We start from the raw sequence: 22,008 nt of genomic DNA, 5'->3' as shown, positions 1-22,008 counted from the left end.
AGGGGAAAATAGGTTCCTCTTGAACGCGTGTCCGAAAAGACGATACAGGTCACCTCATGCGCGACTGCATGCGCGAGGCGGGCTCCTGGCAGCTCAGGCGCCGCGTGGGTAGGATCGTCTCGCAGGTGTTCCGCGGGCGCGACGCCGCCGCCGTGACCGCCATGTACCACGTGGCGTGCGACATGCTGGAGGGGTGCTGCCCGAGGGCGGCGGCGATCCTCGAGGAGGCCGAGCCGGACGCCCTGGCATACCTCGACTTCCCGCCGTCGCACTGGAAGCGCCTGCGCACCAACAACGTCCAGGAGCGGACGAACCGCGAGATAAAGCGCAGGTCGAGGGTGGTGCAGGCGTTCCCCTCGACGGCGTCGCTGGTGCGGCTGGCAGGCGCGGTCATGTGCGAGCAGGACGAGACATGGCAGGAATCCAGGTACTTCTCGGAGGCGAAGATGAGGGAGCTCTACGACGAGGGCCGCACGCGCGGGCTCGACGGGACGGTCGACTGGTCGCGGCTGGAGGCTGAGGCCAGGAAGATGATCGAATCCGGCCTCGAGCTTGCGGACAGGATCGAGGCGGCATAGGATATCAACCGTATTCCAGGTTCCTGGACGCCGGGCCGACTCGCTTCGGATCGGACGCTACACCAACTTTCGCGACACTACCGAACGTCAGGGGGCCAGCGCCGAAACATAAACCTTGTTGCGGAAATGCATATGGCTGCACGTTAGACAATGCATGCATGAAAAAGCAACGCTCCCTTGCCGAAAGCGTTGCCCTTAAAGCTCCCACAGAGCTTTTGTATCGCAGCCAGGTGCGTCGTACCACATCAGCAGCGATATACGGCGCTCAGAAGCACTGTCCCCAGCAGGAATAGCGTTAAGGAGGCAGCTATCCAGTAGCTGTCGCCGGTCTTGGGGAGCGCCGGTGTTGTTGCCATAGTGGATTTGGGCTTGGTCGTCTTGGTGACCGTTGTCTTGGGCGACGTAGCCACGGGTTTCACCGCAGGATCCGTCGCCGAACCCGCACCGGGTTGCCCCGCAGCGGGGTCGGCGCCACCAGTAGGCTCGCCCGTTCCATCCCCCGGCAGCTCGCCGCCGGGTGTAACGGTCTCCCCCGCCGGGCCAGCAGCGCCCTCGGGCTCGATCACCACGTGCAGTGCCACGGCCCCATCAGCATCAACCACGCCGGCAGCACCAAAGGCTCCGCCTGCGGGCTTCACAAAGTGCGCAGCCACGAGCGATCCGCGATCGCAGGCAACGCCTGCATCTATACCGGTCGCTTCCAGCCAGGACGCATCCACGGCAAGCGTCTTGCTCGCAACTTCAGCACCAAACCCCTCATCGAGCAAACACACTCCATAACGGCCCAAGCCAGCTGCGGCCCCCGCGCCCGAGGCAACAACGCGCCCGCCGCCGCGCACGGTCAGGCCGCCCACAAGGATGCCTGCCACCGTCTGGCTGTCAACGTTGGTCCCGTCGGCCCTGGCATCGACCGTGCAGCCGTCCACCACCAGCGCCTGGGACACGTGGATCCCGCATTGCGAGCCCGTCGCCGTAAGCGAGCCCGAGCCGCAAAGCGTAAGGTTTCCCCACACCTCCATGCCGCTCATGGAAATGTCCGCATCAGGCGCATGTGTCTCGACCACGGAGTTTTGCCCCACAAGCGTCACCACCAGGTCGCCGTCGGCGCCGATGGCCTCACCCGAATAGCCGGTAAGCTCCAGATGGTCGGCTTCGGTCCAAGCCCAACCGGGACCCGATACACCCGGCTCGCAGTACGTGGCGCCCGCAATGAACAGGCTGTCCGCACCCGCGGCATAAGAAGGCCCGCCCAGCAAAACGCATAGGCAGGCCATGGCAGTAATCAGGATGTAGTGACGGCTAGTGTGGAACGCGGCAGCAAACATAACCGCTCCGATCTTCGCAAGAGCCAATGGAAACTGTGCCGGCAAATTGCCTGGTAGCAGCAGCTATTAGTCTAGCGAGATCGAACAACGAGCAAGCAACAAAGCCTGTGATAGGTTCCCAAAATTAGGTGTAAATCGTTTTGCCAATCGGTGAAAGGAAGGGACGGACTCGTCGAGTCAGATATACGCTACGAGGTTGAACTGTCAGTGAAATTAACCAAAAAAGAAATCAGTTCGCTGATGTTCGCATCGCTCTTCAGATCGCAAATGTCATTTTGTCTTATAAACGACAGGGAATTTTTGAGCCATTCATCTGAATCATGGGCGTGTTCAATTCCGCAAGCTTCGAATAACGATTCTAGTTCTCCGGTTGTAAGAACATAAATGCCAAATCGAAGCAGATCATGAAGTGAATTACGGCAGTCTTGACACAAGCTATCAGGGATATCGATAAACACATCTTTTTTGTAACGTTCTTTGATTAAAGAGGCGATTTCTTTTTTATTGGATGTCTTCTGATTCGCCAAATTATAATAGGTTTTTCTTTAGATCGTCGGCGGCGTCAAGAGCTCTTTGGCGAACATCTTGGTCGACCGAGAAAGCTTTCATTAAGTTTTTAAATTTGGCGTGATCATTGATGATGTCGAAGTCGCAGATGCACCTACAGGGAAGCCCTGATGCAGTATAAAACTCTTTAACGCCTTTGAATGCGTCCTTCCCATTTGTTGAAACAAATATAGGATTGTCGATTTCGGAGATTTTGTCACAGATTGCAGAATAGATGATCGCGTCCCGAGGCGCTTCAACAAGAATTGCGTTCTTGGAGAACAATGCATCTATGTATTGCGGTGAATAGTCGCTTCTATTCTTTAGTGCCTCTATCTCTCCTTTATCGACAATGTTAAACGAGCTCTCGTCTCCATTGCGTTTTAGCCTAATTAACGAGAGCTCAGAAGCGGCAGAGTCGAGAATTCCCTGCAAGAAATATGAACTATGAGTTGAAATAAAAGCGTTGTGCAGTGCGTTAGATTTGGCAAGCATAGTTCCCAATTGTTTGCCGAGCTCCATGGCATAGGTTGGGTGCAGAAAAGCCTCAGGCTCGTCCACAAGCAGTATTGGCTTAGAGGCGCCCATAACAGTCAACAGAATGGTTACATAGCTCCGAAAGCCGTCACCTTCGTTTCGTAGCTGAGTTGCATTCTCCATATAGGTCAGCTTTTCCGGCGAGTCATGACTATTCCGATAGCTTGAAAAGTCCTCAGACACGACCGGAATAACGACTTGACGGCTTGTCGTATTGTCTAAGGCAATATCCTTATGGAATAATCGTTTGACCGTTTCTGAAATGCTGCTGCACGTTTCATCAACGTCAAGTGCGGCTGATAACGTGTTGTAGGAATCGTCCCTAACTCCACGCGCCGGTTCACCAATCGAGAGAAGTAGGCGGTCTTCGGTCCCCGTATAATCAACAAACATTGGACCTAGGAATTGTAGTATCTGCCTTTGCCGCTCTTTCTCTTCAAGTGGATAATCAGTTTCACTGGGCTGAAGCAAATGGTTCAAGCAAGTATGCCAGTCATCTTGCAAAGAAAAAGAACAAGGAAGCGATTGATACGCATACCCTCCGTTAGGTGTTAGTTGAGTACCGATATTACAAAAATCCCTAACGCGCCATCCGTTCATTCCTCGTACAACATGATCGGTGAGCCCATAAGAGTCATCAAGATCCTCTACATTCTTTGGCAACGTTAGATCTATTGAATCTGTAACTACGTTGTTAGCATCGTGTTCATACGGCCCGTTGGGCCCATCGGTATTCCCAAGAATTGCCGAGCGTATTTCTTTTAGAAATTGGCTCTTTCCTGAATTATTTGCTCCAATAACAATATTGATTTTACGAGGTGAGTATTTTTCGCCATTTTTAAATGAAATGGTATTAATTTCAAATTGGTAGTCGTCCATCTTGGCCTTGCCAACCTTCTTCCTCATAAATTTGCCGACTGCATTCGGGTGGCCGCAATGTCTGGCTATGAGAACGGATCTTGCGTCTATCTTGAAGCTGGTGCTTTGGGACGTTGGCGTTTATCGAAACAATTCATCATGACTGCCCGTGCGCTCAAAGAATGCCACTTCTTCATTCGATGACCATATCACAAGCCAGTCGCCGGAGTTTGCTACATGACATTCGTTTCGTCCGGCCCAGTTGCCGCTTAGCCGGTGCATATTGTGACGTCGTTTCAATATCTCTATTGAATCGGGTGTGTTCTGCAACACTAGATCAATCAGTTTTTGAAGCTCTGCCAGATTCCAATTCCGGCGCTTTGCTTTTTTCTTTAAATCTCGTGAGAAGGCTGCAGAGAACTCTGCGGTAAGCGTGCTCATTGGGCCATCGCCGCAGCAATGAGATCGGCGCCATTGTTAAAACGTCCTTTTTTGCCAGACGCCAGGAATGCGTCCCCTTCGCGAATGGCCTCAAGGCTTTCGGCATTGGGTTCCTCGGGGGCAAAAGTCAGCGGGATGCGGTGAGTGTTGACCATTTGCTTGAAGAAGGCGCGCGTCACGGATGACAGATCGAGTCCGTAGTAGTCAGCCACTTCTGCGGCCTCGCGTTTGAGGTCGTCGTCAACCCTGATGGTTAAAGTTGAGCTTGCCATTATTTAGTCCTCTCACTCTGGGTAGTACAACCTAAGTATAACGCACATACATTAGTAAGTTATGTAATTACAAGCTAATCATTCTTTGGACGAAACCTTTACTTAAAGAGAGCGAGGGTATTGGCGCCAGCCAATACTCTCGCTTAGGTACTGTTGTTTATGTCTGAGGTTAAGCTCTAGGTGATTCTCGGTTCCTTGGGCAGCCTGCGACTACCCTCGAGAACCGAGCTCTACACCAACATTCGCGACACTACCACCTTAAGGCAGGTATACAAAGAAGGGGGCATGCAAAGAAAGGGGCAAATGCCGAGGGAAGCAACTTGGATGTCTCAATGAAGAAATCCGATTTATCTCACGTAAAACCATCTGAAAAAGCTACTTCCCAATCAGAATTACAATTGACGCGAAAGTAGCAAATAGAGAAATGGCGGGCCGCCATAAAGATTGCGGACCGCCATATACACCCATTACGTATTTACAACAGATAAACTAGCGCTTGCGCCAGACCATCTTGTCGACAATGCCCGTATAGGACTGAATGATCTTAACAACCTTGGTAGAGACATTCTCATCCGCATAATCGGGCACGGGAGCCTGCGGGAGAGAGCCCTCCTCATCGAGAGCAACCGCGGTGCGAACGGCATTGACCAGGCCTCGCTCATCGATGCCGGCAAGCGTAAAGCACGCCTTATCAAGCGCCTCGGGACGCTCCGTAGACGTGCGGATACACACGGCCGGGAACGGCTTACCAACAGAAGCAAAGAATGAACTCTCCTCAGGCAACGTGCCCGAGTCAGACACCACGCAAAACGCATTGGACTGAAGACAGTTGTAATCATGGAAGCCCATAGGCTCGTGCATGCGAACGAGCGGATGAAGCTCAAAACCCGTCTCCTCAAGACGCTTACGGCTGCGCGGATGACAGCTATAGAGAATCGGCATCTGGTAAATCTCGGCGAGCTTGTTGATAGCGCCAAACAGACTCTCGAAGTTCTCAGGCGTATCGATATTCTCCTCGCGGTGCGCCGAAAGCAGCATGTACTTCTTGGGCTCAAGGCCGAGTCGAGCATGAATATCAGAAGCCTCGATCTTATCGAGGTTGGCGCGCAAGACCTCAGCCATTGGGGAACCGGTCACGTACGTGCGCTCGGGAGGCAGACCGGTGTCCTTCAGATAGCGACGAGCATGCTCGGAATAAGCAAGGTTGACATCCGAGATAACGTCCACAATACGGCGATTGGTTTCCTCGGGTAGACATTCGTCTTTACAGCGATTGCCAGCCTCCATATGGAAGATTGGAATATGAAGGCGCTTCGCGGCAATTGCAGAGAGGCAAGAGTTCGTATCGCCGAGGAGAAGTAAGGCCTCCGGCTCAATCTCTTTCATCAGGTCATAAGAGCGCGCGATGATGTTTCCCATGGTCTCGCCGAGACCATCACCGACGGCATCTAGATAAACATCCGGATCATCAAGCTCAAGGTCACGGAAAAAAATGCCGTTAAGCGTGTAATCATAATTCTGGCCCGTATGGGCGAGAAGACAATCAAAATGCCTACGGCATTTCTTGATAACCTCGGAAAGACGAATAACCTCCGGGCGCGTGCCAACGATGATCAGCAAGCGTAAGCGTCCATCACGGGCAAAGGATAAATGCTTCATATCAGCCATAGTCCCACTCTTCCAATCAAGTCAATAAAAACTCGGACTTAGCGCGCCAAAGGTAGTTGCCGGGCGCTTTGTACGCACTGCTTCTTCACGGCGCAGAGTTAAATCCCTCAACAAGCCCACGGGCATTCAATAGGCTCAGGCTCATCCAGACTAGATAGAATCTGTTCGGCGCGCATAAAGTCCTCAAGACAATCAATGTCTAGCGACCTGTCCTTTTCCATGATAAAGGCAATTGGATTGTCATTCAGACTGGTCTGCGGCGTAAGTTGAATCGAACTATTTATATAAATCGCTCCATTAACATGATAGAACTTAGGCATATCCTGACGGCGCACCGTACTACCAGTGGGAATTACCGGATGAAGCACCCCGCCCTCACCAATACTACGCGTAAGCAGGGGGCTCTCCGTTACCTCAACAACCGACGCTAATCCAAGAGCGCCATGCGAATAAAAAACTTCAATCGCTTCGTCCACTTCCGAAGAGTGGCGTAAAGGGCTGGTTGGCTGCATAAAGACTATTGAGTCGTAGTGCCGCCCAGCATCAGCAAGTGTATCGCGCGCGTGAACTAACGCGTCGATGCTCTTTGCCGTGTCACCAGAAAGCTCAGCCGGTCTGAGAAAAGGCACCTCTGCGCCATATCGCATCGCAACCTCAGCAATGTCATCGCTATCGGTTGACACAACGACATCATCAATGTAGACGCTCTTCCTCGCCGCCGAAATGGTATAGGCAATAAGAGGGTGCCCACACAATGTTTTAATATTCTTGCCCGGTATCCCCTTTGATCCTCCCCTAGCGGGAATAACAGCTAGAATCCGCTTATCTTGATACATCTAATTCCCTTCAGACCATTTACAAGCAAAAACTATTAGCGAAAATCACATCAATATATGGACTTGCAAAAGCACGTGCCACCGCATGGTAGCCGCACCTGAACTCAATAACATCTCCCACCCTATAGCGCTCCCCCGAGTCGGTAACATCAACAACCGTATAGTCGCTGCTACTATCGATAATCCTCAAAGACTCATTGATGGGCCACAGCACGCCTGTATCTATATCTTGATGGCCAAACGCCAGAAGAGCCCTTCTTCTGGCGCCGCGATCCTCATAAGAATGCACTTGTCCGTATGAATCTACTCCAGAAGTGCCCCAAGGAACGCTAGGCTTCTCCTTCAGCTCAACAATTACGGCTTGAAGAACAAATGCATCATTATGCGTACCCGGCAAATAGTCATATCCGGCCCTTTCCCTACCAAAAAGCAGCGACTCCCCCAATCTGAGAGAATTAACACCGCTAGGCATGGAACCAGAACGCATCAGATTTATATTGCTGCTATTGCCGCCGCTTACAACCAAATCCGCGACACTAACCGACTCGCCCGCAAGCCTAACAAAAGAGAGAAGATCATCCATCTTTCTCTCATCCGGCAATATAAACGAGAGGCAGTTTAAATTTGCTCCAACCCCATAAAGAAACAGATGCTTAGAGCTTTCAATGAATCTAACGGCTTCTTCAAATTCCCGACGTTCAATAATCCCCTCACGGAGATCGCCCAAATCAACCATCAGCATAACTCCATGACGTCGTACACCGAGGCGTGAGCAGGCGTCTTCAAGCGCCTTCATAGCTTCAATTTCAGTATTGACAGAAACGTCAACGTTTTCAACAACCCTAGCAGCATCCTGGATTTGGGGAGCGCGAATCAAAACCTTAGGCAGCTTAAGATGCTTGTAGCGCAAGATATGATCAAGTCGGCTATCCCCCAACGATGCTACGCCACCATCAACAAAGGCCTGAACAATACGCGGGTCGCCACAGACGGCTTTAGTTACACCACAAACGCTGATTCCAAAAGTCCCGCAAAGATCAACTACCTGCTTCACATTGCAAAAGACCTTATCCAGGTCGACAATAAGCCTAGGATACATAAGCCCCCTTGAACAACGCTATACCCCGCCTATCCAACTCAATTGAATTCTCGATAACGTCCGAACTCGATGCAGTCAATTAAGCGCTTGAGCTCCCAAATGCAGTTCATTCTCGACGGGCTCATTGACCAGACTTTTTCATACTCTTCAGTCAGGGGGAACAATCGATAGAACCATGTACCCTTGGACGTCATATCTTCAACAAAGGCAGACCGTATTGCCTTGTGCCTCGCATACCATTCATCCGCCATAATGCCGCTTCCACGAAGCAAGAACATTAGCTTTTCAACTGCAGAAGAGAAACGTGAATTGCCAGACCCAATGCCGCCGTAAGTTTCCTCTCCAACATGCGCAAACTCAGGTATCTTGCGCTTAATGAGCTCCTTTAGCACCAATCGATCCTCAACGATAGGAATATCCCAACGCAAGCCCTCCTTTATTAGGAAAGGAGTGTAAATGGTGTAGCTCTTCTTCGTGCCAAATAAACTTTCGTATGCACCGTCGCGGCCAATGGCTCCATACACAGAGTTTCTGTAGTCCATAATGATATCTGGACCGGTGAATCCGCGCTCATAGCGTGAATCAATGAATTTTCTGACTTCACCATGAATGAAGTCCAGCAGCTCCTCATCAACGATTGAATGCCAAGTATCATAACCAGGCCCATCTCCGAATCCATAGGAATGAGCCCCCATGGAATTAAGCTTGCCCCTTAAAAGCCCTTCAGTAAAGGCATACGGACGAGCGCCGCCTAAACATAATGTGGTTAGATAGTTAAATACAGCATCCATTGATAAGGAGGCCGCACCCTTTGAAACAGAACCTCCAACTAAATTTGGACCAATTGCCTGACCAGCGGTTATAAGGACATCAAATTCAGGCAGTCCTAACGTTTCATATTTATATGCATTCGTATAATGCCCGCAGGTACCCAAAGGATGGTGCTCCAACATTGCATCCATCTTGGAGCGTATGCTTTCAGGCCTCCATTCCACTTCACAGTAATTTGCATTTGCAGCTTTTGCTAGGGAACGTGAGTTCAGCACACTTGAAGCTAGTAAAACTTTATGAGGACGAGATACACATATGTTAAATGAAGCGGGCTCTATCCCCGCCGCAGCAAGATAATGCAAGGCAGTGCGGGAATCCAAGCCGCCAGACAAACCAAGGCCAAATCTTTCGCCATCATGCCTGGACACAAGATAATTCGCCATATTTGTCATGCAGGTATCCAGCGATTCAACTGCATCGTCGAGCGAAGTGACCTCACAAGACCGTTTGGCGTCTGCATAAATGCGCTTATTAAAGGTGCCGCTATGAGCATCGAAGGAGCCAAACATATTGACCGGAGCCCAGAAAACGTTTTTTACCGGCGTGCTGTTATCACACGGCACGCCGCCGCCAGACGCTATCATCTCCGCAACAACATGACGATCGAGGTCGCAAAAAGCTGGCTTGATTTCCTTTACTACGCCCCAAAAACTATCTGACAGAATGAACTTTTGCCCATCAAAGTAGTAAAAAAGTAATTCACGGCCAGAAACATCCGTCGCAAATCGACACCCGTTCTCGTCATAAGAAACGATATATAACGCCGAACAATAGTCGTTCAATATTGAAGGATTGTGTTCCCACCCCGAGTTAAATAGCATCTCGGGTGATGCATCCACTGAACAGCCGACATAAAAAGATGCCCCATCATCAGAAATGACCAAATCTGAAGGAATAGATCTGGGCTCCACATCGGCTGCAAGCTGAAATCCGTTTTCGGTTTTCCTATACACGATAGAAAACATTTCTAATCCCTTCAAATTAGAACAGTGATTTGTTTTTTTTCATAAGCACAAGCAAGACGGCACCGAACGAAAGGGCCAATAGCCAGCGAGAAACCATGAGGTCGATAAATACATAGGTAATTGCCAACACGGCAAACATGGGCAAAACACGCTTCACATACCAGCTCAGAGACCAGCAATATCCCTCGGTCTTCTTCCTAGCAATAACATGATGGAAAGCCATTAGAAATATGAAAGCAATCAACGAGGCCAGAGATGCGCCGATCAGGGTAAAACGCGGTATTAAAACAAGATTAAGCGCAACGTTGACTAAAGTTGCGCCAATTGTCGCAATAGTCATCCAACGTGTCTGCTTGTAATAAAACTCACAATTTACTGGCCAGGTATACAAGTATTGAAAATAATATGCCATAACAATTAGTGGCAACATTGCGATGCCTTCGTAATAACTAGATGTTCCAAGTAGCTTCAATATCTCTGGTGAAACCAACATAATCGCAGCCGACACTAAAGTCATGTTATTCATGTAGCGGGATGAACGCAAAGAAAGCGTCCCGAAATCACCGTCCTTCATCAATTTGAAGTACTCAGGTGTCCAGGCAGAATTCATGGCGCTGCATACAACACTTGCGGGCAATGCACAGCTATATGCAAAGGAATATATTCCGGCACAATCCGGTCCAACGATAGCGTTAAGCATCAATCGGTCGCTCTGATTAATGAGTAGGTACGCGATTCCGTTCAATATCAACGGCAACGACAGGGCAAGGCAAAAACGCCAATATGACCTATCATATATAGTCTTTCCATTACGGTAAAACCACCCCAGGAAAGCTAGGCCTATCAGAATTGTTGGTATCGAATAACCCGCTATACGTGCAAGATAACCGTCGTTGATTACAAACACCAACAAAATAATCGACATCGCTATCTGAGACACGGATAACACGAGAGAGATAAGCATATTTGCAGTAGCGTTGCAGGTAACCGTGCAATATGCCATGCGAACATTGGAGCATGCGATAAAAAAGGAAGTCACGACACATAAAAGAAGGACGCCGTAACTCATATCAAGCAGGCGGGCCAACGGTGCCCCCAACGCAAAAACAAAAATCAATATGACGAAAAAGAAGCAGCAAGACAGGGCGCAAATCGATGAGACATAGGAATTTAAGTTCTTTTCACCAAATTCAGACCACCCATTTTGTATTGATGAATCCGCGCGAAGGCCGACTATGTTAGACAAGATCGAGACCCAAGTAAAATAAACAGCAGCCATACCGTATTCGGAAGTTGTCATCAAGCGCACGAAAATTGGCGCAGATATCACGCTTAAAAAGTTTAACGCTAGCTGCCCCACTGTATACAACACCGCGCGGCCCGAAAGGCTTGTATTGACCTTAGTTTGAATTCCCACTTAATCACGCTCCATTGCCTGAGACAGCAGGCGGTAACGCATGATGCCTTCATGGGATTCTTCACGGCTCGCCTCTTCGAGCAACGCACCCGTAACTTGAACAAATTCTGCGACCGCACCATGAGACAATCGAAGAACATCTTCGGAAATACCGATCATGCAGCGTATTTCTTCAGGGGTTTTAATTGCATCCGATCCGCCCCAATACCTGCGGTAAAACTCGAGTCGACGAGCGCCATCGCCACCAGCTTTATATATATCAGAGGCGATTCGAAGCACTTCATCCAGCTGCCTCTCCTCTTCGCTCTTGAACGCGTTGCCGGTGTCAGCAATTACTGCAGCGTCACCATCAATCATATAAAACGGCTTATTAAGATAGTCACAATATCCTATATGCGTGCCAAGCGCGTTACCCGCAACCGCGTCGCTTAATGTGATTAGCGTTTTCAAGCGTGAAATGAATAAAGGGTCCTCGCGCAATCCGGAGCTAACAACCCGCGCACCGGCCTTGTCAAAGAGCGAAAAGACTTCATCATCCGCATCATGCCAATAAGCACTGACCAACACGCTATCAAACGAACAGGCCCATTTTTGCATAACTGTATCTACAAAGCGTTCTTTACCATACGTAACATCTGACAGCTCATAAGTGTGAGCAGGAAAGACCAGCAGAGTTCTACCGAGGCGAGCTTTGATCTCCTCAATAGCAGAATCAGAATAGTATTGAGCGGCGTAGTGAATATAAGGCCCCACCGTATATAACGGCATGCCCCTTCGTAGACTGCATATGGTCTTTTTGCGATATCCTCCTTGCGCTATCGCACAATGAACGAAGGGTTGATTCACATTATTCGGAACGCGCTGCAACCAACCTATTCCGTGTTCTATATTGGGGAATATCAAGCGATATCGATCACTATAGTCAAGCCCTGCATACTCAACCAGAGCTTTTAGGTGCCCATAGAACAAAGACTCCGATGCCAGCCGATTCGTGCCAAATGTTCCACCTTCATTTAGCTCATGCTCTTTCAACTGGACAACAAGCGAGCGAAACGAGTCAAAATCTCGAAGCGAATCAATTTCCGACGCCTTCTTGGTAATCGTCAAAACACGGGAATTGTTCGCATAGTGACGTAGGGAGAGCATATGACTCTTTACAAAAATATTGCTGTCAAACACTATTAGATCTCCTTGCAGCCATCATCATTCCGACTTGCAGCCACAAATGGCTTCGGCTCTGCAAGTACGAGATCGAGGTAATCGCAGTTCGATCCCCGCCAGAAAGATACGTCACCCTTGGCCATATGTCTATCGACCATTGCTTCAACAGTCCCAAGCAAACGAGCCGGGTTACCAGCAAGAACCGAGCCAGCTTCATAGCTTCCCTTGACTACAGCATTCGCACCAACAATGCACCCATCACCCAGCCTTGTGCCGGGAAGCAGCATGGCGCGAGCCCCAATGAAGCAGTTCCTCCCGACCTCGATTTCACCCACAATCAGACCATGCTCTCCCGTTCGCGCATAGAGCCCCTTATCAAGACTATAATCATGAGCCAAAAAGCAAGCTTCAAATGAGACTGTCGTACCTCTTCCTAATTTAATTAACCCTGGATACCCAGGATCAAAATATGCAGAGGGACTAATCCATGGATCAAAGCCGCCGCGCAAGTAATCGCGTTCAATATCTACGCCGCACCACTTCAAATACTTCGGATAAACCTTCTTATATGTTTTGCAGCTAACCTTGTTTAGGGCCACCAGCAGCGGCTTAACGACTATTGTTGCTAATTTCTTCAACATGATGTCTCTCCTATAAGTAACGAGACGCCTTCTTTGGCATTGCGCGGAATAGAACATGAAATACCAGAGAATACAGAGAAATGAACCTTTCTATATGGCCCCGGGCAATCCAATTAATACCAATGCGTTTCCAAAATGGAATTAAAGCTAAATTTGCATTAGCAAAAGAATGGATGAAATGGTCATATTCTATAGCGCGGCCTATTTCCTGCACGGCATCTAGGCGCGGCAACCGATTCGTGCATAACAGGCAATATGTAAATAGCTCCACGCAATCATTGGCATAAACAAATGGAAGCAATGCTGAGTTCCACTTCTTCACATAGGAAGCAAGACAGGAGCGTGCCCTGCTGACATCCTCCAGCCTCGAAAAACTCACATGATGACTTATACTCGCTCCGTTATCGCGGTAGTAATATAAGATCTCACTTGAAATTGCAAAGCTCCTTGCCTTATTAAAAATAGGGCACATCTGCAATAGGTCTTCTCCATATTGAAGACCTTCATATTCCTCGTAATCTGACCCTTGGCCAATGCAGTCGCGACGAACGGCTTTTGCCCACATAGAATTCACGTTATGGGTCAACGCAAGCTGTTTACGCATAGTCTCATTCGGAACAAATACCCCATCGACCATGTCCTCATATAACCCCTCATGATTGAAATATGGAACATCAAATAGAGGCGATCGTGAGGCCTGGAACAGCAATACATCCACATCAGTTCTTGAAAGAAGCCGCTCGATAACATGCAATGCATCCGCTCTTAATGCGTCATCACTGTCTACAAATATCAAATAGTCACCTTGGGCAACGTCAATCGCCGCTCGACGAGCAAGCAACAGGCCGCGGTTTCGCTGTTCAATCAGCCTCAACCGTCCGGGAAAGCGCTTCTCATACTCTCTGCAGATTTCTTCCGAACCATCAGTAGAGCCATCGTTAACGACGATTAGCTCCATGTCTTCATAGCCCTGATTCAAAATTGAATCCAGACAATCCGCAAGATACGGCTTTACGTTATAAACAGGAACTAGTACAGAAAACTTCATATCAATCAATTCCGCTTTAGGCTAGTCAATACTTGGGCCGCTTTCACTTTCGGGAAGCCAACTAGATTCCTTACCCGCAGCAATCATGGCAGCAGCCAATACGCCCATCGCAATAACTGCAACTGCATACACATATATCATGTTAAAAAAAGCATTGAAGAGCCACATGACGAAAAAGAGGCCGCACAAGCCCCAGCTGACCCCGCCAATCCTCTTCATACAGCTCATAATTGGGAAGAATGACGCCAAGTAAACCAATAGCCCTATGATCCCGAAGTTCAAAAGCACGTTAAGAAAGTCATTATGGGCATAAAGGCGCATGCCGATGGCATTGAGGTTCAACTCATATACGTAGCTGAAGCCGTGGCCGAACAGCTTTGTAAACCAATCGCTCGATAAAAATGCCTTGAAATCAACTTGCCAGAACCCGCTTCTTCCATTTGTAAACACTTCTAGAAACACATTTACATCTGTCGTCTCGAACATGGCCGATTCAAATTTCTGACCAATACTTGTAACTGAGGCGATATAAAAACATGCAAGCAGAACGCCCGTCAAAACAACCAAAAAAGCGATCGGTTTCTCGATAATCATATGAAGCAGAAGGATAAACTCCAGCATTACAACGATTAGATAAGTTCGAGTGCCCGCAGCGAACACGCATGCCAGAGGAACAGCAGAAAACGCCAAGGCCTTAACTTTGTTCTTATCGAAAGAAAAAAGAAGGATATCTAACGCCAGCATAAACATAGCGACCGGGGCGATTTCAAACGAATCAGTAGTAAAAGAGGTAAAGTACCTACCTCCACCCCAACCATACTTATAGCAGAACGGCAATAGAAATGAAAATGCAGTGACGCACGTCCATACCTTCAGTGCAGATTGAAGAATATCGCGAGCATCGAATGCCGCCCTGACAAACATTTCGATGTTTTGAGCCAAGTACAGCCAGAAGAGCACCCAGAACGCAAATGTAAAATAAGTTGCGATTCCATCTTTTGCAGATAAGGGGAACGCGAGAGATATCGCATGCAGCGCACCAGTTACAGCCAGTATCAAATAGCTATACTTCGGCTGAGCTCTCTGATTGAAAAAAACCAATATAGCAAGACACATAAAAGCAATAATGGCTTTATTCGCAAGGTCAAATAATCCAATCCTGGAAAAGGAGCTACTCAGGGCAAAAGCGATGCACAAAAAGAGCAAAGCCCTATTCGTATATATGGCCCTCCTATAATCACGCCTTGCCCTTCGTGCAACGACCCCCGACATGGACATCACGCACCCTCCAAACGATTAATAAACCAGCGCGGTGTCCATTCGCTCGAATCAACAACGCAGGAGGACGGGAGACTGACTGTTTCCCTACAACCTCCCGTATCGAAAGTAACAACAGGCGTACCGCACGCTTCCGCCTCAAGATTAACAGTGGGGTAATTGTCTTCCATAGTTGGATTAAAGAAGAAATCTGCGGCAGAGTACCAACGTACGAGCTCCTCACGGGATTCTGTACGTTCGAGCGCAATCACTCGCGCATCCCCTTCAACCTCATCAAAAACTTTAATCTGCTGCCTGCTTAACCCAATAATGACAACGGCAAACCTATCATCTAGATACTTCGCAAGCTGAATGAAAGCGTTCAACCCCTTTCTCTCACCCCATGGACTCGCAACGCCAAGAATGATGCAACGCGACCCGATGCCATAACGCTCTCTGACATCCGAGGCAACGGGATGAAACACGCCCTCGTCAATCTTATTTGGTTGAACCATAATGTCGTACTTTGACAAATAGCTTTCACCAACGAGATCGGCCAACCATTGCGACGGACTGACGAGTAGCATGCGCTCGGCGGACAGCATCGTAAAAAGTCTGCGCTTATCTTTCCAGTTTCTTTCAGATTGATCCATAAAGTACGCCGTGGGGTAACCGCCCAACTGAGGACAGTCGTGACACCCGGTCTTCCAGCGCTCGCAACCTACATACTGGAAGTGTGGACAATGTCCCGTAATCGCCCAACAATCGTGCAACGTCCAAATGACCTTACAATTTTGAGTAGCAAGCCATTCAAATAACTCCGCCACATTAATGTAGTAGCCATGAATGTTATGCAAATGCACAACGTCAGGTCTGATTTCATCCAGCTTTGCCAAAAAACGTCGCGTGTCTCCATGCGAATAAAAACCGGCACGATCAGTAAACCTGGCTAAACCGCCATGAGCGTATACGCCTGCGCGCGATGCAATGCACTGCTCATGATTATTAATCGTCTCGTGTCTACGCCCCCAAAAAATAAACGAGTCTACCCCTTTCTCCTGTAAATCATGATGCAGATTGCGCATAATGGTTCCAGTCGATCCGTTGTAGAAGCTGTTTATTTGAACGTATCGCATCTTCTACACTTCTTCGAAGTAGGTATCAGGGTTCTGAGGATCAAAAGGCTCATTGGCCCACATGACGGTTACAAGATCCTTGGTATCAGAAAGGTTCTCTATACAATGCGTCGTCCCGGGCGCCATCTCGACGACCATCGGATTCTCACCGCTCACACGATATTCATCCACGGGGAATGGCTTGCCATCGGTATCGAGGCCGATGCGGCGCAGGCGAATCGACGCCTCACCAGATACCACCAGGAACCGCTCCCACTTGGAGTGGTGCCAGTGGTTGCCCTTGGTGATACCAGGCTTGGAAACATTGACGGAAACCTGACCGCGCTCAGGGGTGCGCAGGAACTCGGTGAAGGAACCACGGTCATCGCGGTTGGCCTTCAGCGGATACGCGCGGGAACCCTCGGCATAATAGCTTTCAAACGTGCTCCAGAGCTTCTTGGAGAAAGAGCCGTCCGCGAGGTCGGGCACCGAGAGTGTCTCGCGGCTGTCGCGGAAGCAGCCCAGCAGGTAGACGATCTCGCCCAGGGACTTCACGTCTGTCTCCGGGACGTAGCAGAACCCGTCGCCGTCGACGCGCTCCAAGCCCTCATAGCCGCAGCGGTGCTCCCGCCCCAGCAGGGCGCCGAGCATCTCGTCCACGAGGTCATCGATGTAAAGGAGCTCCAGTTCGACATTGCGGTCGTTCACGGTGTAGGGGCGACCGTTTGCGATGGCGTCGCAAAACGTCGCGACAGCGGAGTTGTAGCGCGGTCGGCACCACTTGCCGTACAGATTGGGAAAGCGATAAATCAACACCGAAGCACCCGTGCGCTCGGAATACTCGTGGAAGAGGCCCTCCCCTGCCAGTTTAGACTTACCGTACGCAGATCCGGCATAGCGGCCAACAAGGCTCGCTTGCGCAGAGCTGGATAGCATTACGGGACACGTATTGCCATGACCCTCCAGGGCGGCGAGGAGGTCGCTTGCGAAGCCAAAGTTGCCCGCCATGAACTCGGCGGGGTCCTGAGGCCTATTCACGCCTGCAAGGTTGAATACGAAGTCCGCCTTCGCGCACATCCCATCCAGATCCTCCGCCGTGGTCTCAATATCGCACTCCATGACCTCAAGAGGAAGAAGGGGATGGAAACGCTCTCGGCGGTCCTTTCCATCGCGAATCGCCTTGAGGGCCTCGCAAAGGTTACGACCGACGAAGCCCTTGGCACCAGTAACCAGAACGCGCATTACTGCACCGCCTCGTGCTCGCGGCCCTCGAGGGCCAGCTGCACGTACTCGGCGGTCTTGATCTTGGTGACGGTACCGGCGATATCAAGACGCTCGGTATTGTGAGAGGTATAGGCCTCGTCAGCCTGGGTCTTCACATCGCCCTCGACGAAGAAACTATCGTAGTTGAGGTCGCGCGAGTCGCAGGCGACGCGATAGTAGTTGCCCATGTCCTCGGCACGCAGGCGCTCCTCGCAAGTCATGAGCGTCTCGTAGAGCTTCTCGCCATGGCGGGTGCCGATGACCTTAGTGCCCACGTGACCGAAGACCTCCTGAACAGCCTCGGCAAGATCACCAATGGTGGAAGCGGGAGCCTTCTGCACGAAGAGATCGCCGGGGTTCGCGTTCTCAAATGCAAACTGTACAAGGTCGACAGCCTCGTCGAGGTTCATGAGGAAGCGGGTCATGTTGGGATCGGTGACCGTCAGTGGCTCGCCCTTGCGAATGCGGTCGATGAACAGTGGGATGACGGAACCACGGGAGCACATGACGTTTCCGTAGCGCGTGCAGCAAATGGTCGTGCGGCCAGCGCCGTTGCGTGCGTTGGCGTAGATAATGGATTCCATCATAGCCTTGGACTTGCCCATGGCATTGATGGGGTAGGCAGCCTTATCAGTTGAAAGGCACACGACCTTCTCAACACCCTCAGCAATGGCGGCATGCAGCACGTTATCCGTGCCGATAACGTTAGTGCGGACAGCCTCCATAGGGAAGAACTCGCAAGAGGGAACCTGCTTAAGGGCGGCAGCGTGGAAGATGTAGTTCACACCGTGCATCGCGTCGCGAACGCTCTGGGCGTTCCTCACGTCACCGATGAAGAAGCGCACCTTGGAGGCGTACTCCGGATAGCGCTCCTGCAGGTGGTGGCGCATGTCGTCCTGCTTCTTCTCGTCGCGGGAGAAGATGCGGATCTCGCCGATGTCGCTCGTCAGGAAGTGCTTGAGCACCGTGTTGCCGAAGCTGCCGGTGCCGCCGGTGATCATGAGGGTCTTGCCGCTGAATGCGCTGTCGTTCATGCGCGTGTCTCCTTGCGTCTTGCGTTTGTGAGCTGGTACCAGATGAACTTCGTGTTCGTCGTCGCGTATCTCTTGATGAGCCGTCCCGGCTCCTGGATCAGGCGGTAGAGCCACTCCAGGCTCGCATCCTGCATCCACTGCGGGGCCTCGGGCGTCACGCCGGCCAGGATGTTAAAGGCCCCGCCCACACCCACCATAAGGGAGTGGGTGCGGCCCTTCAGCTCTGCCATGAGAACCTCCTGCCGGGGAGCGCCCAGGGCCACCCAGCAGAAGTCGGCGCCCGAAGCGTCCACGCGCTCGCAGAACTCCGTCTTCTCCTCGTCTGAGAGCGGTCGGAAGACCGAGGGCTCCATGCCGGCAACCTCGAGACCAGGCCAGTCGCGCGCGAGCGCGTCGCGCAGGGCGTCGAGGTTCTCCTGCCTGTTGCCGTAAAAATAATGGCTCCACCCGCGCTCGGCCGAGATGCTGAACACCTCGCGCATGAGGTCGGGGCCCGTGACGCGCCCCATCGTGGGGACCGCCTTGGAGCCCACCACCGAGAGAGGCTTGCCGTCTGGCACGCTCATGGTGCTGCCGGCCTGCACGGCCCAGTAGGCGGGGTCGTCGTGTGCCATCACACAGGTGTGGGCGTTCGAGACGCAGACATAGCCGCCCCGCATGTCGTCCAGCCGCTCGGAGATAAGCGCCATGCAGTCGGCCATGTTCGTGGCGGTTATGGGAACGCCGATGACGTCCACCCGGGCGAGGCGCGGGTCCTGGGAGAGCGAGGCGTCCACTAGGCAGCACCGTCCCCGGAGAGCATGGCCCTGATGGTCCCGAAGATCAGCTTGAAGTCCTGTCCCAAGCTCCGGTTCTCGACATAGTGGAGGTCGAGCGCGACCATCTCGTCGAAGCCCAGATAGCTGCGGCCCATGACCTGCCAGGGACCGCCGCAGCCGGGCTTCACGGCCAGGCGTTTCATGGCGCGCTCGTCGTAGAGGGCCACCTCGCGGGGCAGCCCCGGGCGCGGGCCGATGAGGCTCATGTCGCCCAGGAAGACGTTCACGAGCTGGGGCAGCTCGTCGATGGAGTGCTTGCGAATGAAGTTCCCCACGCCGGGGATGATGCGCGGATCGTCCAAGATCTTAAACATCGGGCCGCTCGCCTCATTCTGGGCCTGCAGCTCCTTGAGCATCTGGTCCGCGTTGGGCACCATGCTGCGGAACTTGTACATCTTGAAGAAGGTGAACGTGCCGTCGCGGCGCACGCGGCCCACGCGCCATTGTGAGTACAGGGGGCCGGCACCCGGGCTCTTTGCGCAAATGACCGCGCTCAAAATGGCACCCGGAATAAGCAGCAACGCCAGGGCCCCGCCGGCGGCCACGATATCCACCGTGCGCTTGACCGTACGGTACAGCCTGCGCGAGAGCTCCGGCTTAATGCCGGAGTTGGCACCGCGCAGCATCTTGTACGCTTGTTCGTTTGTAAGGTAATCCCCGGCAGCACCCGCTGCGGCAGGGACGGAATTCGCCATGGCAGCGGCGCACGTCTCCCGTGCACCCTGCTCCATGGTCATTATCGTAGGATCCAAGAGCCCCTCTCCCCGATACTTTTTTGCTTTCGGTCGTCCGCTTGCGAGCTTGCAGCTAGGCAATCGCTTTTCTGTGATTGCGCATGACGCGCTGTTCGTTTGAAAGCACCGCAAGGCCAACGCGGGTAGTTATGCGTCGGCCGCACAGGTCGAGCTCCAAATAAGCAGTGCTCTTGCGTCTGTTGATGGTTTTAATAAGGCCTTCGTGGCCCAGCAGTGGACCTGCCGTCACTACGACCTGATCACCGTTTTTTTGGGACTCGCTCATGGGCACAACGCGGTCTCCCCTATGCGTAAAGCCTCCAATAAGCTGGACCTCTTCTTTAGCCAGAGGCACAAACTGACCGTCCTGGGAGAGCACCCGGGCAAAGTCGTCCATGCGCAGCAGATACTGTTGCACGGTGCGGGGATCTGCCGTATCGCAGATGAGATAACCGGGAAAGAGTGGCTTGGTCGTTTTGACCCATTCGCCGTGTACCTTAATCTCGGTTTGAAATTGGGGATAAAAGAGCTCCTGCATGGCGCTAACCGGCACCACACGCTCGATGCGCTCGCGCATTACGTCTTCGCGACCGTTAATGACCTGGATCACATACCACACGAGCACCACCCCCTTGCTGTCCTACGTATGGCTCACGGGGTTTGGGTATGGCTTCGCCAGGGCGCTTGTGCGCGAAGGCGCTCCATATTCAAACCCTGAGCCCAGTTAGACAAGCACGTGGCTCTGCCCCACCGTGAACGGTATGTACATAAGCAGTTGCTAGAGACGCGGACGTGTATCGCAAAATGACCGCATCCCCAGCTGGCTGCGTGCGAGCCAGTCAAGCGGGTACAAAACTAGACCGCACGCAAACAGCTGAAGGGCTGCTACGCATTGACACGCAAGTTATAAAATGCAAATTTGAATTAACTCAATGCAAATAAATAACGTCGCATGACTTCTTTATTGGAGCTCGTGGTGTTTCTGGCACCGCCGTTACGGCCGGATGCTGATCGACCCTGCGCTTTATGGCTTGCTGGAGCCACGAGCACAGTTGAACTCATGTATGTTAGGTATCCTAGCACAAGCTGTTAGTGAAACGGATTTGGGTTGCGTTGGACAACATATCGTTCATTTGACGTGCTTAAGGGGGTTGTTTTGGGATGTTGTTCACGTTGATGCAGGTTAATGGGATGCTAACGGTGATTAGGGGCGTTCCTGAAGCCCAAATGGAACGGCGATCTACACTGATAATCGCGTTTGGTTAACAAACTATGTACAGACATGGGAAATAAATTGTGCAACTTTTTGTCGGTGCGGGTATCGGTTTGTGTGCCGAGGTGTTTTGCCATAAAAAAAGCCTTCGCAATTCCGAAGGCCTTTGCATTCACGATGGTGGAGACGAGGGGAATCGAACCCCTGACCTCTTGACTGCCAGTCAAGCGCTCTCCCAGCTGAGCTACGCCCCCGTGACGAGGAGATACTATAGGGGAATGTTTGCGGGGATGCAAGAGGTTTTTGTTGAAACTTTTTCTTACGGGTTTTCCTGGGACGGGGCTGAATTGA

At 51.3% G+C, this 22,008-nt stretch carries 21 protein-coding genes and 1 tRNA gene; 1 reads left to right on the top strand and 21 read right to left on the bottom strand.

What is annotated here, in order from left to right:
* Positions 1-56 precede the first annotated feature (56 nt).
* Positions 57-578, top strand: a complete 522-nt coding sequence (locus DW029_RS05095) for a transposase (RefSeq protein ID WP_233543807.1) — start codon at positions 57-59, stop codon at positions 576-578.
* A 245-nt stretch (positions 579-823) separates the two neighbouring features.
* Here the strand turns inward: DW029_RS05095 and DW029_RS05090 are convergent, their stop codons facing one another.
* The 21 genes from DW029_RS05090 to DW029_RS04995 form a co-directional block, all read right to left on the bottom strand.
* Complete coding sequence (locus DW029_RS05090; protein WP_118345468.1) at positions 824-1,903, bottom strand: hypothetical protein; 1,080 nt, start codon at positions 1,901-1,903, stop codon at positions 824-826.
* A gap of 188 nt (positions 1,904-2,091) precedes the next feature.
* A complete protein-coding gene (locus tag DW029_RS11160; RefSeq protein WP_147351877.1) occupies positions 2,092-2,430 on the bottom strand; it encodes a hypothetical protein in 339 nt (112 codons plus the stop codon).
* Position 2,431: 1 nt separating this feature from the next.
* Entirely contained in the window at positions 2,432-3,865 is a 1,434-nt protein-coding gene (locus DW029_RS05085; RefSeq protein ID WP_233543806.1) for an AAA family ATPase, read from the bottom strand.
* A 120-nt stretch (positions 3,866-3,985) separates the two neighbouring features.
* The gene (locus DW029_RS05080) at positions 3,986-4,285 is read right to left on the bottom strand and encodes a type II toxin-antitoxin system YafQ family toxin (protein WP_118345466.1); all 300 of its coding nucleotides are present in this window, start codon (positions 4,283-4,285) and stop codon (positions 3,986-3,988) included.
* Entirely contained in the window at positions 4,282-4,557 is a 276-nt protein-coding gene (locus DW029_RS05075) for a type II toxin-antitoxin system RelB/DinJ family antitoxin (protein WP_118345465.1), read from the bottom strand. The genes DW029_RS05080 and DW029_RS05075 overlap by 4 nt, the downstream gene beginning before the upstream one ends.
* A gap of 489 nt (positions 4,558-5,046) precedes the next feature.
* Positions 5,047-6,225, bottom strand: a complete 1,179-nt coding sequence (gene wecB / locus DW029_RS05070; protein WP_118345464.1) for a non-hydrolyzing UDP-N-acetylglucosamine 2-epimerase — start codon at positions 6,223-6,225, stop codon at positions 5,047-5,049.
* 107 nt (positions 6,226-6,332) lie between these two features.
* On the bottom strand, positions 6,333-7,061 hold the full coding sequence (locus DW029_RS05065) for a cytidylyltransferase domain-containing protein (protein WP_118345463.1): 729 nt from the start codon (positions 7,059-7,061) through the stop codon (positions 6,333-6,335).
* A 19-nt stretch (positions 7,062-7,080) separates the two neighbouring features.
* Positions 7,081-8,160, bottom strand: a complete 1,080-nt coding sequence (locus DW029_RS05060) for an alanine racemase (RefSeq protein ID WP_118345462.1) — start codon at positions 8,158-8,160, stop codon at positions 7,081-7,083.
* 38 nt (positions 8,161-8,198) lie between these two features.
* A complete protein-coding gene (locus tag DW029_RS11155) occupies positions 8,199-9,956 on the bottom strand; it encodes a hypothetical protein (RefSeq protein WP_147351876.1) in 1,758 nt (585 codons plus the stop codon).
* 16 nt (positions 9,957-9,972) lie between these two features.
* The gene (locus DW029_RS05050) at positions 9,973-11,373 is read right to left on the bottom strand and encodes an oligosaccharide flippase family protein (RefSeq protein ID WP_118345460.1); all 1,401 of its coding nucleotides are present in this window, start codon (positions 11,371-11,373) and stop codon (positions 9,973-9,975) included.
* Positions 11,374-12,552, bottom strand: coding sequence for a hypothetical protein (locus tag DW029_RS05045; protein ID WP_118345459.1), 1,179 nt, complete (start codon positions 12,550-12,552; stop codon positions 11,374-11,376). It abuts the gene before it with no gap.
* Positions 12,553-12,554: 2 nt separating this feature from the next.
* Entirely contained in the window at positions 12,555-13,175 is a 621-nt protein-coding gene (locus tag DW029_RS05040; protein ID WP_158572616.1) for a DapH/DapD/GlmU-related protein, read from the bottom strand.
* 10 nt (positions 13,176-13,185) lie between these two features.
* A complete protein-coding gene (locus DW029_RS05035) occupies positions 13,186-14,223 on the bottom strand; it encodes a glycosyltransferase family A protein (RefSeq protein WP_118345457.1) in 1,038 nt (345 codons plus the stop codon).
* Positions 14,224-14,244: 21 nt separating this feature from the next.
* On the bottom strand, positions 14,245-15,501 hold the full coding sequence (locus DW029_RS05030; protein ID WP_118345456.1) for an O-antigen ligase: 1,257 nt from the start codon (positions 15,499-15,501) through the stop codon (positions 14,245-14,247).
* Positions 15,501-16,616 (bottom strand): glycosyltransferase, encoded by a 1,116-nt coding sequence (locus tag DW029_RS05025; protein ID WP_118345455.1) that lies wholly within the window; start codon positions 16,614-16,616, stop codon positions 15,501-15,503. The genes DW029_RS05030 and DW029_RS05025 overlap by 1 nt, the downstream gene beginning before the upstream one ends.
* Positions 16,617-16,619: 3 nt before the next feature.
* Positions 16,620-17,837 (bottom strand): NAD-dependent epimerase/dehydratase family protein, encoded by a 1,218-nt coding sequence (locus DW029_RS05020; protein ID WP_118345454.1) that lies wholly within the window; start codon positions 17,835-17,837, stop codon positions 16,620-16,622.
* Entirely contained in the window at positions 17,837-18,892 is a 1,056-nt protein-coding gene (locus tag DW029_RS05015) for a polysaccharide biosynthesis protein (protein WP_118345453.1), read from the bottom strand. Before DW029_RS05015 ends, DW029_RS05020 begins: the two co-directional genes overlap by 1 nt.
* Positions 18,889-19,668: a WecB/TagA/CpsF family glycosyltransferase gene (locus tag DW029_RS05010; protein ID WP_118345452.1), complete on the bottom strand. Its 780-nt coding sequence runs from the start codon at positions 19,666-19,668 to the stop codon at positions 18,889-18,891. Before DW029_RS05010 ends, DW029_RS05015 begins: the two co-directional genes overlap by 4 nt.
* Positions 19,668-20,462: a sugar transferase gene (locus DW029_RS05005; RefSeq protein WP_233543805.1), complete on the bottom strand. Its 795-nt coding sequence runs from the start codon at positions 20,460-20,462 to the stop codon at positions 19,668-19,670. The genes DW029_RS05010 and DW029_RS05005 overlap by 1 nt, the downstream gene beginning before the upstream one ends.
* 55 nt (positions 20,463-20,517) lie before the next feature.
* Entirely contained in the window at positions 20,518-21,069 is a 552-nt protein-coding gene (gene loaP / locus DW029_RS05000; RefSeq protein WP_233543804.1) for an antiterminator LoaP, read from the bottom strand.
* 766 nt (positions 21,070-21,835) lie between these two features.
* Positions 21,836-21,911, bottom strand: a tRNA-Ala gene (locus DW029_RS04995).
* Positions 21,912-22,008 lie beyond the last annotated feature (97 nt).

It is taken from the genome of Collinsella sp. AF38-3AC (genome assembly GCF_003474365.1).
In the GTDB taxonomy this organism is placed as follows: Bacteria; Actinomycetota; Coriobacteriia; order Coriobacteriales; family Coriobacteriaceae; genus Collinsella.
This window is presented reverse-complemented; position numbering and strand designations above follow the sequence as displayed.